We start from the raw sequence: 13278 nt of genomic DNA on the forward strand, positions 1-13278 counted from the left end.
AGGTGTCCATTTTTGCCGGATTGTAATGGGAGCCGGCTCTTGTTTCGGCCTGAATTTTAGAAAAACGCAATCTCGTGATTATTGGGAGTAGCAGGTGCAAATTTCCCGCCGGACTCCCATCCGAATGGGATCTGCCATATTCGGCATCAGCAGGCTCTCAAGTTTTCCATCGGCGACACCGATAATCCACTCACTATGAATAATCCTATACCAGCATCAACCACAGACTCTGCACACACAACGGATGGCGAGATCATGACGGTGATGGAAGTCGCCCAATTTCTGCGGGTGCCCAAATCGACCGTCTACAAGCTCGCGCGGATCGGCGAATTGCCGGCGTCGAAGATCGGGAAGCATTGGCGCTTCCTGCGGCGCGACATCCATGACTGGATGCATAGCCGGTCCCTGGCGGCCTAGCGCATTCGCGTTGTCCGGTCACGGCGATAGACAGGCACAAGCGGCGGAGGTGTGCCTCGAACGGGAGCGGTCCCTCGGGGCCGCGGTGTGCGAAACGGAACCTGTATTTGGAAGGAAAGAGGAGGACCCATGCCTGCAGATCCAAACATGAAAATCCTGATTGTCGATGACATGGCGACCATGCGGCGAATTGTCAAAAATATCCTGAAGCAATTGGGATTCGGCAATACGGAAGAGGCCGAGAACGGCCAGGAAGGCTTGCAGAAATTGCAGGCCGATTCCTCCTACGGGTTCGTCGTGTCCGACTGGAATATGCCGGTCATGACCGGCATCGACATGCTGCGGGCGATCCGCGCCGACGAAAAACTCAAAGCGATTCCCGTGCTCATGGTGACGGCCGAAGCCCAGCAGGCCAACCTGGTCGAAGCGATTCAGGCGGGGGTGAGCAACTACATCGTGAAGCCGTTTACGGCCGAAACGATGCAGGAAAAGATGGGGAAGATCTTCAAATAGCGGTGCCTGATTCGAAGGCGGTGGGGCACACGCGCGACGCGAGAAGGGGAGGATACCGTGCAGAACGGCACCAATAAATTATACGAAGAACTGGGCGAATTGGCCCGCTTTGTGGAATCCGCCATGCGGAAGCTCAGCGAGGTCGGCAGGCCGATCATGTCCAGCAGCAACGAACTCCCGATGGCCGCCACCCATCTGACCGACCTGAATAAAATGACCGAGGATGGCACGCTGGAAGTGATGCGGCTGACGGAAATGATTCAGGACAACCGCAGCCGGGCCGTCAAAGAGCTGGCCGCCATCGTGGAAACGCTGGAAGCCGTCGATTGCTCCAGCCTTGCCCGGCGCGTCAAGAAAATCTCGCTCGACTTGGGGCAGGACGACAAGCACCTCACCGAAATCATGACGGCCCTGTCGTTTCAGGATTTGGTGGCCCAGCGGGTCAAAAAACTGGTGACGATCATCGACGACGTGCAAGGCAAGTTGATGGAACTCGTCGTGGTGTTTGGAATTCAGCAAAACGCCGGGGATCCGGTTGTGGCGGGGAAGGCCGGCGAGATGCTCAAGCAGCTGGAGGAAACGAAAATGACCTCCATGAAGCAGAACGTCGCCGACGATATTCTCGCCCAGTTCGGATTCAAGTAATCCGGCGTCCCGGCAGCAGGCGGTTCAGACAGGGGAGTCGGGGGGAAGAGAGGGCGGCGCTGAAAGCGGCGCCTGGTTGAGCACTTTCTCCAGCAGCGTGAGAGACTCCTGAAGAAGGTCGGACGCGCAGGTCAGCGTCTGCTGCAGCTGAGGCAGCGCGGCGTGCCAATTGCCATCGGCCTGCAGCTCCTGAAACCGGCGATGTTGCTCCTCCAGAATCGCTTGCTTCGCATCGAGAATGAGAATGTCCGACGAATTCATGCGGGCTCCCTTCGTGTTCCTGGACGGTATCAGAGGCGCGAGGGCTCGCGCAATAGTTCAAAAGTAGGAGCGGCAGATCCGGTGCCTTCGCGTGCGTAACCCGCAGGGGTAGAAAGACCGACTCGACGTGGATATCGCAACCATCCTCGGCATTGTGCTCGCGCTGGGGTCGATCATCGGCGGCCAGGCGCTTGAAGGGGGCCATCTCGGCTCCATCATGCAGCTCACCGCCTTCATTATCGTCATGGGCGGCACCATCGGCGCCTGCTGCGTGCAAAACCCCTTGTCGGTCGTGATCAAAGCCATCGGATCGCTCGGTCTGGTGATCGGAAATCCGCACAATGACCTCAAAGGCACGATCAAGCTCATCCTGGATTTGGCGAATGTCTCGAGAAAGCAGGGCCTGCTGGCGCTTGAAGCGAAGCTCAAGGATATCAAGGATCCCTTTTTTAGAAAGGGGGTCCAGCTGATCGTGGACGGCACCGATCCCAAGGCCGTGCATGAAATCCTCGAAATCGAAATGGAGCACCATGAAGAAGAAGGGATTCTGGCGGCCAAAGTGTGGGAAGCGGCCGGCGGATATGCTCCGACCGTCGGCATTCTTGGCGCCGTGCTGGGCTTGATTCACGTAATGGAAAACCTCGCCGATCCCTCGAAGCTCGGCGGCGGCATCGCCGTGGCGTTCGTCGCCACCGTCTACGGCGTCGGCGCGGCCAACCTCTTTTTCTTGCCGTTTGCCAACAAGATCAAATTCAAGCTGAAAGAGGAAGCCGGCGCGCGGAACATGATCATCCTCGGCCTGGTGGGCCTGGCCCAGGGCGAAAATCCTCGGCTGCTGCAGGAAAAACTCGAAAGCTTCCTGCCGCACGGCGAACGGACGAAGGAAGCGAAGAAGTGAATTGTCGTGTGTCGTTCGTGAAGCGTATCTCGCCTCAGAATGCCTGCGTTTCACGTTTCGCGGTTCATGTGTAACGGCCAGACATGGCAAAGAAAAAACACGAAGAACACGAGAATCATGAGCGGTGGCTGGTGTCCTATGCGGACTTCATCACCTTGCTGTTTGCCTTCTTCGTCGTCATGTATTCCGTGTCCGCGGTCAACGAGGGAAAGTTTCGCACCGTTAGCGAATCCATCAAGGCGGCCCTGAACCCCTTTCCCGCTCCGCCGACCTCGATGCAGCCATTTGTCATGGGCGACAATAAGCCCGCTTCTATCAATCCGCCGCTGCTCGACGCCAAAGAGCCGGTCATCCGGCGGATTCGGGACATTGTCAAAACCATGCTGCAAACGTCGCAGGCCGACCGGGCGCCGATCGTCGAGGAGCGCAACGGCGAATTGGTCCTGACCATTCCGGATGCCGTCTTGTTCAAGAGCGGAGAAGCCACGCTGCTTCCGGAGGCCCTCCCGTTTCTCCGGGCTCTGGCCGATGTGCTGGTGGAATTGAACAAACAGGTGCGTGTCGAAGGGCATGCCGACAACGTACCAATCCGTACCGTGCAATTCCCCTCCAATTGGGAGCTGTCCGCGACCAGGGCGGTGATGATCGTGCGGGTGCTGAGCGAGTTATATGGGGTTCCATCCAATGCCTTGTCGGCGGTCGGCTATGCCGATGCGAGGCCGGTGACCGACAATTTGACCCCCGAGCATCGCGCCAAGAACCGGCGGGTGGAAATTGCCATTATGAAACAGAAGGATGCGCGAAGACCGTCCGGAGATCCTGCCGGGCCATCCGCGATAGAACCGGCAGAAGATCCAGCGGCGGCCGCCGCCACGGCTCCGGAGGTGGCGCCAGGCGCGACGAAAGAAAATAGTGCGGGCACATTCAAGTAAGAACGGGAACTGCCGATAAAGAACGTACTCGGTCCAGGCAAAACCCAGCCGGACGGAACCGTGCAACCGGGAGAGAGCGAGGGAATCATGGATGCCAATTCACGACAATATGCGCCGGCCGGAGACCTTAGCATTTTCGAAGCGGCGGCGTTCAAAGAGTCGCTGATCACCCTGCTGAAGAATGACGGACTGGTCTGCCTGGATCTGAGCCAGGTCAAGCGGGTCGATACGGCGGCGATCCAGCTCATGTGGGCCGCCAAACAATCGGGCCGGTTGCTGGTGCCCGTCATCCCGGAAAATCTCCAGGCAAAATTGACCCAACTGGGGTTCACCGAGCCATTAAGCGAATAGCGGGATTTATGACAGATTCCTCAAAACCCTGGAAAGCCTTTGCAAGTTGCGCGTTGCCGCTCATTCCGGTGCTCATCCGGCAGATGAACGCCGTGACGGAACAAACCGAGACGGCGGCGCTCAATCTGATGACGAATCTGCAGGCGATCTCGCAGCGGGCCAGCCGACAGGCGGAAGAAGCGATCCACCTCGGCCAGGCTGACCGGAACCTCGATGCCGCACAGCGGGAGCAGCTGCTGGCCTCGGTGCGGGAGTCGAAACAGCGGGCGACCGAACTGTCCAGCGATGTGGGCCGCATCGTGATGGCGCTGCAATTTCAAGACATTACCAGGCAAAAGCTCGAACACGTCGAGCACGCGCTCACGCATTTGCGCGACCATTTGCAGCATTTGGTCGATGGGAAGCCGGATCAGGATCTGGCGGATAGCCTCTCGCTGCTCAAGGATTTGGAGCACAGCTACACGATGGAAGCCGAGCGCCGCATTCACGCGGCCGCGCGGGGGGAACAGACACCGCCGGCGCCGGTCGGTCAAGCCGGGGGGCAGGATGAGTCCGTGACGTTATTCTAACGGGGCAATGGATTTATTACTAAAGCGGGGAGTTGGACATGGCCAAGACAGCGTTGATCGTCGATGATTCACCTACCATGCGGCAGATGGTCGCCTTTACCCTCACTAATGCCGGCTTCAAGGTCATCGAAGCCGAACACGGAATCGATGCCGTGAATAAAGTCGCCGGGGGGGCCAAAATGGATTTGGTCGTCACGGATCTGAACATGCCGGAGATGGACGGCATCACGCTCATCAAGGAATTGCGAAAAATAGCGACCTTCAAGTTCACGCCTATTCTGATGCTGACCACGGAGTCGGCTGAGGATAAAAAGAAAGCCGGCAAAGAAGCCGGCGCCACGGGGTGGATCGTGAAGCCGTTCAACCCAGAGCTGATGCTGAAAATCATTGCGAAGGTGATGCCGGCATAACGGGCACGGGGACAGCGGCACGAGGCGAGAGGCGCCCCTGACAGACCTCAAGCCCCGGGCCTCATACCGCTCGCCAGACGAGGATACCGAGGATATTATGAGCAACGATTTCGCACAATTCCAAGACGCATTTTTCGAGGAAGCCGCGGAACATCTGGCCATTGTCGAGGAGGGCCTGCTGGCGCTCGAACAGCACCCCGAGGACCTCGATCTGCTGGCCAAGATCTTCCGCTCGGCCCATTCCATCAAGGGCACAGCCGGGATGTTCGGGTTCAACGCGGTGGCCCAATTCACGCACAAGATGGAGACCCTGCTGGATCTGCTGCGCAATGGCCAGAAAGTGGTGACCCCGCAGATTGCCGACCTGCTCTTGAAATCCACCGATTGTCTGAAGACCCTCATCGAGGCGGCCAAGAGCAATGAGCCGGTCGATAATGAAGTAGTGCAGCGGCTCACCGGCGAACTGGCGGCGGCCAGTGAGTCGGGCGGCCAGGCGGCGCCTCAGGCCGGAGTGGCTGCGAAGGCGGCGTCCGCGCCGGCTGCCAATCAAGGCCACACCTATATCATCAGTTGGACTCCGCCGGCTTGGCTCTTCCAGCGGGGTCTTGACCCCTTGCAAATTTTCAAGGAATTGGGCGCCCTGGGCACCTTGTCCGAGGTCACCGTCGATACAACCAAGCTGCCGGAATTGGCCGCCATGGATCCGGAGACCTGCTATCTGGCCTGGACGATGAAGCTGAATACCGTCAAAGACCGGAAAGTGGTGGAAGGGGTGTTTGAATTTGTTCGTGAAGACAGCATTCTCAAAATTGAAGAAGGGCACGAGGCGCGAGAGGAAAACCGGCTTCAACCCGCCAGCCCATCGCCTCTGGCCTCGAACCCCTTGCCCATTGCCTCTGGCCTCGCGCCTGCTGAAGGCGAAGAGCCCAAGCCTTTGGGCGAACTGCTGGTCGAAAGCGGCGCCGTCTCGCGGGAGACGCTGGATAAGGCCTTGTCGCAGCAGAAGCGCGTCGGCGAAATTCTCGTCGAGCAGCAGGCCGTCACGCCGCAGCAGGTCGAGCAGGCGTTGCTGAAGCAGCGGCAGCAAGAATCCGCCGCCCACGCCAAGAAGACCGATACGGCCTCCATCCGGGTGGATACCGCCAAGATCGACAAGCTCATCAACCTCGTCGGCGAACTGGTCATCACTCAGTCGATGCTGAGCGACCTGGGCGCCCGGTTCGAGATGCGCCAGATGCCGATCCTCTTGGAGCGCATGGCGCAGCTGGAACGCAACACGCGCGAAATCCAGGAACGCGTCATGGGCATCCGCATGCTGCCGATCGGCACCGCCTTCAGCCGCTTCCCGCGGCTGGTCCGCGACCTGTCGGCCAAAGCGGGCAAGAAGATTCAGCTGGTCCTGTCGGGCGAAGAAACCGAACTGGACAAGACCGTCATCGAATCCATCGGCGATCCCCTGACGCACCTGGTGCGCAATTCCGCCGATCACGGCCTGGAGCCGCCGGAGGAACGCCTCGATAATAACAAACCCGAGCTGGGCACTATCCGGCTCAACGCCTTCCATGAAGGCGGCAGCATCTGCATCACCGTCGAAGACGACGGCCGCGGTTTGAACCGCGACAAGATTCTCGCCAAGGGCATCAAGCAGGGCTTGATCACCGAAAACGACAAACTGTCCGACGATCAGATCTGGGCGCTCATTTTCAAGCCCGGGTTCTCGACAGCGGAAAAAGTGACCGACGTGTCCGGCCGCGGCGTGGGCATGGACGTCGTCAAGCGGAATATCGAAGCCCTGGGCGGCACCGTCAGCATCAAGACGGCGCTGGGCAAAGGCACCACCTTTACCCTCAAGCTGCCGCTGACCCTGGCCATCATCGACGGCATGACCGTCCGGGTCGGCCAAGAAACCTACATCGTGCCGCTGCTCTCTATCCTGGAATCCATCCAGCCCAAGCCTGAGGTCATCAAGACCGTGGTGGGCAAAGGCGAGCTCATCAACGTGCGGGGCACCTACCTGCCGATGATGCGCATGTACGAGGTCTTCTCGTTGCAGCCGGAATACACCGATCCCACCAAGGCGATTCTCCTGATTCTGGAAACGGAAGGGGAACGGGTCGCGGTCATGGTGGACGAGATTCTCGGCCAGCAGCAGGTGGTCATCAAGAGCATGGAGCAGAATTTCCGCAAAGTCGAAGGCGTGGCCGGCGCCACGATCCTCGGCGACGGCACCGTGGGCTTCATTCTGGATGTCCGGGGCCTCTTGGAAATGGCCCGTCGAGGGACTCCGGTGGCGGCCTAGACGGTTTTTCAGGATCCCCCTCCCGCATCCGCACAGTAGCACGACATCTCTGCCGCTATCCGGCTGTGGCGCCGCCACGGCCGGACGGCGGCGCTCCTATTCAAGAAACACCCGCATATATTTTACTAACGCTAAAGAATCGCCATTGGGATGCCGATAGGCTCCCTAGTGGATGAGAGACAGATGTCGAGCCGCTATGGCTGTAGGGCGGTTGTGACCCATCACTTCATGAAGGAGGATCCCATGGCGGCAGCGGTAGAGACGATCACGAAAGACAGCAGCCAGCAAACTGGGCTGACCACCGACGACAGCCAGTTTCTGACGTTCAGCCTGGGGGAGGAGCTGTATGGAGTGGACATTCTCCGGGTGCAGGAAATCAAGGGCTACACGGCCGTCACGAAGATTCCCAACACGCCGCCGCACATCAAGGGCGTGCTGAATCTCAGAGGGACGATTGTGCCGATCGTCGAACTGCGGACCAAGTTCGGCCTGCCGACCATCGATTATACGATGTTCACGGTGATCGTCGTGGTGGTCGTGCAAGACAAAGTCATGGGGCTGGTCGTGGATGCTGTGTCCGACGTGTTGAACATCGATAAGAAAGATATTCAAGCGGCGCCGGAGTTCGGGGCCAAGGTGAATGTGACCTTCCTCAACGGCATCGGGAAGTCCGGCGACAAGCTGATCTCACTGTTGGATATCGACCGCTTGCTCATCGATCAGGAGATCAAAGAGGCCCTGGCCACCGCGGCTTAAGGACACGGGGCGTGAGGGCCAATCGGATATCAGTAAAAAAAGGAGACTGCCATGTTGACCTGGTTTGGCAATAGACAAACGGCGACGAAGTTGATCCTGGGCTATGCCCTGATGGGGCTCATCATGTGCGCCCTGGGCGCGGCTGTGGCGCAGGGATTGATGGATGTGCGGGAAAAGTTGCGCATCGTCTATGAAGATTACACCGTGGCCGCCACGGATCTGGCCAAAGTGTCGGTCAATTTGATGCGGTACCGGAACCGGGTGGCCTTGCTGCTTTCGACCGCGGATCCGGCGGCTGCGGAGAAGACGCGCGCGGAGCTGCCTCCGATCAAGGAAGCCATGCTCAAATCGCTGGGCGATTACGCGGCCACCGTGCTGCGCGTATCCAAATCCGGGCGGGACGAAGCCAAGGATCTCAAGACATTACGGGAGAAGTTAGACAGTTATCTCGAATCGGCTAGTGAGGTGTTGGTCATGGACGCACAGGCGCGGCAGGCCAAGACACCGGCCGAAGCCGCCCAGTTGACCGAGAAGGCGAAAGTCTTCAACACGCAGCAGGTCTTGCTCAAGCTGATGGCGACCAATGCGGCGCTGGATGAGTTGCTGAAGACGGTGCAAGACGTGGCGAAGGACATGAACGACGACGGACGGGCGGCGGCGGCCAATGCCCTCGTGACGCTGGCGGCCGGCACGGCGCTGGCGATCGCGGTGGGGATGCTGCTGGGCTGGCTGATCGCGCGGTTCCTATCCCGGAATCTGACCGACGTGCTGACGGCGGCGCAGGCGTTGGGGGATGGGAATCTTGCGGCGCGGTCAAGCGTGGCCACGACCGACGAAGTGGGCGCGCTGGCGACAGCCTTCAACGACATGGGTACGTCGTTGGAACAGGCGAGCGCCAAGCAACAGGAGATGATGCAGCAGGCGCAAGTGGCGGCGGCGGAGATCAAGGGTGTGACCAACGCCATCGGCAAGGCGCAGGCCGTCATCGAGTTCAACCTGGATGGGACGGTGATCACGGCGAACGACAACTTCCTGAATTGCCTGGGTTATACGCTGCCGGAGATCCAGGGGCATCATCATCGCCTGTTCTGCGATCCGGCCTATACGGCCAGCGGGAACTATCAAGCCTTCTGGCAGAAACTGAACCGGGGCGAGTTCGATGCGGGGGTCTATCGCCGAATCGGCAAGGGCGGCAAGGAGATCTGGATTCAGGCCTCCTACAACCCGATCCTCGATGTGAACGGCAAGCCCTACAAGGTCATGAAGTTCGCGACCGACATCACCGCGCAGAAGAACCAGGCGGCGGAGGCTGAGGGCAAGATCAGCGCCATCGGCAAGGCCCAGGCCGCCATCGAGTTCAAGCTGGATGGCACGGTGATGACGGCGAACGACAATTTCCTGAACTGCCTGGGCTATACGCTGCCGGAGATCCAGGGGCAGCATCATCGGATGTTCTGTGATCCGGCCTATACGAGCACCGGCGAGTACGCGGCCTTCTGGCAGAAGCTGAACCGGGGCGAGTTCGATGCGGGCGTGTACCGCCGGATCGGCAAAGGGGGCAAGGAAATTTGGATTCAAGCCTCCTACAACCCGATCGTGGACGCCAATGGCAAGGTCTACAAGGTCGTGAAGTTTGCGACGGATATCACGCCGCAGAAGAAGGCGCAGGCCGAAATGGAGCAACTGGTGGCTGAAGCGCAGGGCGTGCTGGGGCGGCTGGCCAGCAACGATCTGACCGAGCAGATGCGCGGCCAATATCAAGGTGAGCTGGCCAAGATCAAGGACAGCATCAATGCCGTGGTCCACAACCTGACCCAGACCATGACGACCGTGCGTGAGGCGGTGGAAGCCGTCACGGCGGGGTCGGAGCAGATCAGCAAGGGGAGTGAAGACCTCTCGCAGCGGACGAGCGAACAGGCCAGTTCGCTGGAAGAGACCAGCGCGTCCATGGAAGAAATGACGAGCACGGTCAAACAAAACGCGGACAACGCGAAGCAGGCCAATCAACTGGCGAGCGCGGCGCGCGACACCGCCGACAAGGGCGGGGCGGTGACCACGAAAGCCATTGAGGCCATGGGGGCGATTAATCAGAGCAGCAAGAAGATCGCCGACATCATCACGGTCATCGACGAGATCGCCTTCCAGACTAACTTGCTGGCCCTGAATGCCGCCGTGGAAGCGGCGCGGGCGGGAGAACATGGCCGCGGGTTTGCCGTGGTGGCGGCGGAAGTGCGCAACCTGGCGCAGCGGTCGGCGACGGCGGCGAAGGAGATCAAGGGGCTCATCAACGAGTCGATCCAGCGGGTGAATGACGGGAGCGAACTGGTGGATCAGTCCGGCAAGACGCTGGAAGAGATCGTGAGCTCGGTGAAACGGGTGAGCGACATCATCGCGGAGATCACGGCGGCCTCGCAGGAGCAGGCCAGCGGGATCGACCAGGTGAACAAGGCGATCATGCAGATGGACGAAGCGACGCAGCAGAACGCGGCCTTGGTGGAAGAAACGACGAGCGCCAGCCAGTCCATGAAGGCGCAGGCTCAGGAGCTGATGCGCCAGGTGGAGGCGTTTAAGGTGAATATGAGTGGGCCAGGGGCCAGAGGCGAAGGGCACGGGGCACGGGTGAAGGCAGCGGCCAAGCCCGTGGCTCAGAAGTCGGCTCCTCGGGAGACGCCGAAGCCCGTCGGAGTGGCCTCGGGGAACGGCCATGCGGCCAAGAAGGATGAGTTTGAGGAGTTCTAAATAGGCGAGAGGCACGGGGCGAGGGGCGAGAGGTGGAACGAGGAGCGGAGTGCTCTTCTCCTCCCCCTCGCCTCGCGCCTCGTGCCACGCGCCCGTTTGTGAGCATGCCCGTCACCCATCCATGAAATCGCGAAAGGATTACGAACAATGAATATACGCTATCTGCGATTGGCCGGGGTCTGTGCCGTTATGGGATTGATCGGGGCCTATCCGGCATGGGCGGAAGCGCCTGCCGCCGCACCGAGCGCGGCGCCGACTGTGCAGGACCGGTTGGCAGTGTTGGAGAAGAAAGTCGAGGCGGAATCCATCTGGAAAACGCTGGGCTTCAAGGCCTCCGGATTTCTCGATGTGGCCTATACGCACAATTTCAACAACCCCGGCACCAATCTGAACCAGCTCCGTATTTTCGATACCAATGCGAATGCCTTCATGCCGCACATGCTGCAAGTCATGCTTGAACGGCCCGCCGATGCCAATGGCAGCGGGCTGGAGCGGGCGGGCTTTCGCGCGCGGCTGAATTTCGGCCCGGATGCGCGCGTGACCCGCGCGAGGACGAATTACCAGCCGGGGACCGCGAGCAATGAGCTGGATTTCCAAGAACTCTATGCGGAATACATTCTCCCGGTCGGCAACGGCCTCAAGATTCAAGTGGGGAAGATGAACACGCTGATCGGATATGAGGTGATCAATAGCTGGGAAAATCCCAACTTCTCCCGCACCTTCATGTTCGGCCTGGCCCAGGCCTTCACGACGACCGGCATTCGCGCCACGTATCAATTCAATCCTGTCGTGACGGCGGTGGTTGGCCTGGTCAACGGCTGGGACAATATCGACGACAACAACAAGGGCAAAACCGTCGAGTGGCTGCTGGCCCTGACGCCGCACGACCGGTTTGGCCTGAGCTTCTATGGGTCTTACGGCGCGGAACAGTCTAATTGCCAAGGCGGGCTGACGACTGGAGGCGCCAGTGGTTGCATCACCGGCGCAACCGGGAGCGATCCTAAAGCCATGCGGTTTGTGTCGGGCTCGATCGTCACGATCAAGGCGACGGCACAGGATACGATCATCCTGGAGCCGTACTATGGCAATGAAGGAAATGCCAATCTGGCGAAGACTGGCGGGAAAACGGCGCATTGGAAAGGCCTCGGCGCCTATCTGCTCCACGATTTCGACGAGCGCTGGAGCCTGCGGCTGCGCGGCGAGATCTTTGAAGATTCGGGCGGAGCCCGCACTTGTACCGGCAGCACCGTTGGTACGAATGGCACCACAAGTAATCCATTTAGCGGCGTGCCGGGCGGCTGGAATACCTGCGCCAATGCCAGCACTGGCGGCGTTGAGCAGACCTTGTGGGAATATACCTCGACTCTCCAGTACAGGCCGGTCCCGTCGCTCATCACGCGTCTGGAGTTCCGGTACGATAAGTCCGATAAAAATGTCTTTTTGTATGGCAACCGGCCGGTGAACAATCAGGAAACCCTGTCGTTCCAAGTGATCTATCTTTTCTGAAAGATGATGACAGGCGAGAGGCACGGGGTTAGGGGCGAGAGGACGATCTTTCCGACCCCTTGCCCCGTGCCTCTTGCCTATTCTTGACCGTCCTATCGCCTCGCGCCCCGGACCCCTTGCCCGTCTGTGACTTCCCCTTGCCTCGCGCCCCGAACCTCTCACCTGTTTTTGCCTTCCCCCTCGCCCCTGGCCCCGTGCCTCGCACCCGTCTGTGACTTCCCCCCGTCCGGTGTACCCCAATATAGGCAAATGACCCTGTTTCTCTGGTGCAAAACGTCATTTGTTCCTATTGCCCTCTAAAGTATCCCAGTAAATTTCCGATACAGTCCCTAGTGTAAGGCAAATGTCCCTAGTTGGTAAGGACAAAGGAAAGCAGTGACGAGTGAATACCCATCACTCATCACTTCATGGGGAGGGTGTTATGGCGGCTGTAGCAGTTGAAAGTGTTGCAAAAGAGGGGCATCAGCAAGTGGGGCCCACGACTGATGGGAGCCAGTTTTTGACGTTCAGCCTGGGTGAGGAGTTGTATGGGGTGGATATTCTTCGAGTGCAGGAAATCAAGGGCTACACAGCCGTCACAAAGATTCCGAACACGCCGCCGCACATCAAGGGGGTTCTCAATCTGAGGGGCACCATCGTCCCGATTGTGGAATTGCGGACCAAGTTCGGCCTGCCGACGATCGAGTACACGATGTTCACGGTGATTGTGGTCGTCGTGGTACAGGACAAAGTGATGGGCCTCATCGTCGATGCCGTGTCCGACGTGCTGGACATCGCGAGGAAAGATATTCAGGCGGCGCCCGAGTTCGGCGCCAAGGTGAACGTGACGTTTTTAAACGGGATCGGCAAGTCCGGCGACAAGCTGGTGGCGCTGCTTGATATCGACCGGCTGCTCACCGATGCGGATATGCGGGAGGCCGCGGCAGCCTAAGTGTCTATCACTACAACAGATTGTGCTGGGAAGCGTCCGCGATTCGGCTCC

The 13278-nt window shown here is 59.5% G+C and carries 14 protein-coding genes; 13 read left to right on the plus strand and 1 reads right to left on the minus strand.

From position 1 onward, the window contains the following. Nucleotides 1-255 precede the first annotated feature (255 nt). The 3 genes from RI101_05635 (at nucleotide 256) to RI101_05645 (ending at nucleotide 1575) form a co-directional block, all read left to right on the plus strand. Complete coding sequence (locus RI101_05635) at nucleotides 256-417, plus strand: helix-turn-helix domain-containing protein (protein ID MEC4889524.1); 162 nt, start codon at nucleotides 256-258, stop codon at nucleotides 415-417. A 129-nt stretch (nucleotides 418-546) separates the two neighbouring features. Continuing rightward, a complete protein-coding gene (locus RI101_05640) occupies nucleotides 547-930 on the plus strand; it encodes a chemotaxis response regulator CheY (protein ID MEC4889525.1) in 384 nt (127 codons plus the stop codon). 57 nt (nucleotides 931-987) lie between these two features. Beyond that, entirely contained in the window at nucleotides 988-1575 is a 588-nt protein-coding gene (locus RI101_05645) for a protein phosphatase CheZ (protein ID MEC4889526.1), read from the plus strand. A 24-nt stretch (nucleotides 1576-1599) separates the two neighbouring features. Here the strand turns inward: RI101_05645 and RI101_05650 are convergent, their stop codons facing one another. Then, on the minus strand, nucleotides 1600-1836 hold the full coding sequence (locus RI101_05650; GenBank protein ID MEC4889527.1) for a hypothetical protein: 237 nt from the start codon (nucleotides 1834-1836) through the stop codon (nucleotides 1600-1602). A gap of 127 nt (nucleotides 1837-1963) precedes the next feature. On the opposite strand from RI101_05650, the gene RI101_05655 reads away from it, so the two are divergent. The 10 genes from RI101_05655 to RI101_05700 all read left to right on the plus strand — a co-directional run bounded on the left by RI101_05655 (nucleotide 1964) and on the right by RI101_05700 (nucleotide 13227). Then, nucleotides 1964-2734: a flagellar motor protein gene (locus RI101_05655; GenBank protein MEC4889528.1), complete on the plus strand. Its 771-nt coding sequence runs from the start codon at nucleotides 1964-1966 to the stop codon at nucleotides 2732-2734. Nucleotides 2735-2817: 83 nt separating this feature from the next. Next, entirely contained in the window at nucleotides 2818-3666 is an 849-nt protein-coding gene (locus tag RI101_05660) for a flagellar motor protein MotB (protein ID MEC4889529.1), read from the plus strand. Nucleotides 3667-3753: 87 nt separating this feature from the next. Further along, a complete protein-coding gene (locus tag RI101_05665) occupies nucleotides 3754-4017 on the plus strand; it encodes an STAS domain-containing protein (GenBank protein MEC4889530.1) in 264 nt (87 codons plus the stop codon). Between the two features lie 8 nt (nucleotides 4018-4025). After that, nucleotides 4026-4586 carry a hypothetical protein gene (locus RI101_05670; protein MEC4889531.1) on the plus strand — a complete coding sequence of 187 codons (561 nt, stop codon included), beginning with the start codon at nucleotides 4026-4028 and terminating at the stop codon, nucleotides 4584-4586. A 38-nt stretch (nucleotides 4587-4624) separates the two neighbouring features. Beyond that, entirely contained in the window at nucleotides 4625-4996 is a 372-nt protein-coding gene (locus tag RI101_05675; protein MEC4889532.1) for a response regulator, read from the plus strand. A gap of 97 nt (nucleotides 4997-5093) precedes the next feature. After that, complete coding sequence (locus RI101_05680; protein ID MEC4889533.1) at nucleotides 5094-7295, plus strand: chemotaxis protein CheA; 2202 nt, start codon at nucleotides 5094-5096, stop codon at nucleotides 7293-7295. 243 nt (nucleotides 7296-7538) lie between these two features. Then, complete coding sequence (locus RI101_05685) at nucleotides 7539-8051, plus strand: chemotaxis protein CheW (GenBank protein ID MEC4889534.1); 513 nt, start codon at nucleotides 7539-7541, stop codon at nucleotides 8049-8051. Nucleotides 8052-8102: 51 nt separating this feature from the next. Next, nucleotides 8103-10790 carry a methyl-accepting chemotaxis protein gene (locus tag RI101_05690; protein ID MEC4889535.1) on the plus strand — a complete coding sequence of 896 codons (2688 nt, stop codon included), beginning with the start codon at nucleotides 8103-8105 and terminating at the stop codon, nucleotides 10788-10790. Nucleotides 10791-10937: 147 nt separating this feature from the next. Then, on the plus strand, nucleotides 10938-12296 hold the full coding sequence (locus RI101_05695; protein ID MEC4889536.1) for an outer membrane beta-barrel protein: 1359 nt from the start codon (nucleotides 10938-10940) through the stop codon (nucleotides 12294-12296). A 421-nt stretch (nucleotides 12297-12717) separates the two neighbouring features. Beyond that, nucleotides 12718-13227: a chemotaxis protein CheW gene (locus tag RI101_05700; GenBank protein ID MEC4889537.1), complete on the plus strand. Its 510-nt coding sequence runs from the start codon at nucleotides 12718-12720 to the stop codon at nucleotides 13225-13227. Nucleotides 13228-13278: the final 51 nt, after the last annotated feature.

The organism is Nitrospira sp., assembly GCA_035968315.1.
Classification (GTDB): domain Bacteria; phylum Nitrospirota; class Nitrospiria; order Nitrospirales; family Nitrospiraceae; genus Nitrospira_D.

What these genes read in the sequence shown, in the direction of transcription:
- RI101_05635 (MEC4889524.1), top strand. Translation starts at nt 256, where the DNA reads ATGACGGTGATGGAAGTCGCCCAATTTCTGCGGGTGCCCAAATCGACC.
- RI101_05660 (MEC4889529.1), top strand. Translation starts at nt 2,818, where the DNA reads ATGGCAAAGAAAAAACACGAAGAACACGAGAATCATGAGCGGTGGCTG.
- RI101_05640 (MEC4889525.1), top strand. Translation starts at nt 547, where the DNA reads ATGCCTGCAGATCCAAACATGAAAATCCTGATTGTCGATGACATGGCG.
- RI101_05675 (MEC4889532.1), top strand. Translation starts at nt 4,625, where the DNA reads ATGGCCAAGACAGCGTTGATCGTCGATGATTCACCTACCATGCGGCAG.
- RI101_05665 (MEC4889530.1), top strand. Translation starts at nt 3,754, where the DNA reads ATGGATGCCAATTCACGACAATATGCGCCGGCCGGAGACCTTAGCATT.
- RI101_05685 (MEC4889534.1), top strand. Translation starts at nt 7,539, where the DNA reads ATGGCGGCAGCGGTAGAGACGATCACGAAAGACAGCAGCCAGCAAACT.
- RI101_05700 (MEC4889537.1), top strand. Translation starts at nt 12,718, where the DNA reads ATGGCGGCTGTAGCAGTTGAAAGTGTTGCAAAAGAGGGGCATCAGCAA.
- RI101_05680 (MEC4889533.1), top strand. Translation starts at nt 5,094, where the DNA reads ATGAGCAACGATTTCGCACAATTCCAAGACGCATTTTTCGAGGAAGCC.
- RI101_05695 (MEC4889536.1), top strand. Translation starts at nt 10,938, where the DNA reads ATGAATATACGCTATCTGCGATTGGCCGGGGTCTGTGCCGTTATGGGA.
- RI101_05650 (MEC4889527.1), bottom strand. Translation starts at nt 1,836, where the DNA reads ATGAATTCGTCGGACATTCTCATTCTCGATGCGAAGCAAGCGATTCTG.
- RI101_05670 (MEC4889531.1), top strand. Translation starts at nt 4,026, where the DNA reads ATGACAGATTCCTCAAAACCCTGGAAAGCCTTTGCAAGTTGCGCGTTG.
- RI101_05690 (MEC4889535.1), top strand. Translation starts at nt 8,103, where the DNA reads ATGTTGACCTGGTTTGGCAATAGACAAACGGCGACGAAGTTGATCCTG.